Source organism: Prevotella pallens ATCC 700821 (assembly GCF_000220255.1).
In the GTDB taxonomy this organism is placed as follows: domain Bacteria; phylum Bacteroidota; class Bacteroidia; order Bacteroidales; family Bacteroidaceae; genus Prevotella; species Prevotella pallens.
The window spans coordinates 1-1,036 of sequence record NZ_GL982529.1 but is presented as its reverse complement, the minus strand read 5'-3'; the positions used below and the strand labels follow the sequence as shown (position 1 = coordinate 1,036).

Below are 1,036 nucleotides of genomic sequence, written 5' to 3'. Positions count from 1 at the left end.
TACCCGTTGGCGGAATTAATCAATAGATAAAATATCAGAAATATGAATGTAAAAAAGTTGCACATGTCGCTAAAAATCAGTAACTTTATGATAATCAACAATACTGTTATCTGCTTTAACTCCATGCACAACTTATATGCAAATTTCGTCAAAATACTTGAGATATGCAAGAAATTCTCCTACGGATTGGTTAATGACCTTGGAAATATTCCTCGTCGTGGTGTTGTCCCTCGCTTCTCTGACCTTGATGTCATAGCCCTGAGTCTGACAGCTGAGCATCTCGGCATTGACAGTGAGAATAACCTCTTTGACCGGCTGAAAGAATACCAAAAGGACTTTCGTCATCTCATCAGTCGTCGCCAGTTCAATGACCGTCGCAAGAACACATATCACCTGTGTGAAATGATTCGTAAGCGTATAGCAAAGGCAATGGATGGTGCAGAGGAATATTTCTGTGTAGATTCCAAACCGATAGAGGTTTGCAGACTCTCAAGAGGCAAACGCTGCAAGATGGGCAAGGACGAGCCTGATAAATCTCCAGCTTTTGGTTACTGCGCCACGCAAGGAGTATATTATTATGGTTATAAGTTGCACGCTGTATGCGGTTTACGAGGTGTTATACATTCATTTGACCTAACGGCTGCTAATGTTCATGATATACATTATATGAAGGATGTGAAGTTTGAATTTTCAGAGTGCAGTATTCTTGCTGATAGAGCTTATCTGAGTGCAGAACTGCAACAAGATCTGTTTTCATCTGCGCACATCAAACTGGAAGTTCCGTATAGATTAAACATGAAGACATGGAAGCCTGCTTTTAAACCTTATGCGAAGGCTAGAAAAAGAATTGAGACTTGTTTCTCTCAACTATGTGACCATCTCATGCTCATCAGGAACTATGCAAAACAGACCACAGGACTATTCGCAAGAATTACTGCCAAAATCAGTACGTTTACAGTACTGCAATACATTAACTACATAAACAACAGACCACTAGGACATGTCAAATATGCATTAAATTAATTCCGCCAACAAG

1 protein-coding gene is annotated in these 1,036 nt (G+C 39.9%); it reads left to right on the top strand.

Translation table 11 applies throughout. The annotated features are described in order from the left end of the window. Nucleotides 1-63: 63 nt before the first annotated feature. Complete coding sequence (locus HMPREF9144_RS12495; protein ID WP_040595975.1) at nt 64-1,023, top strand: IS982 family transposase; 960 nt, start codon at nt 64-66, stop codon at nt 1,021-1,023. Nucleotides 1,024-1,036: the final 13 nt, after the last annotated feature.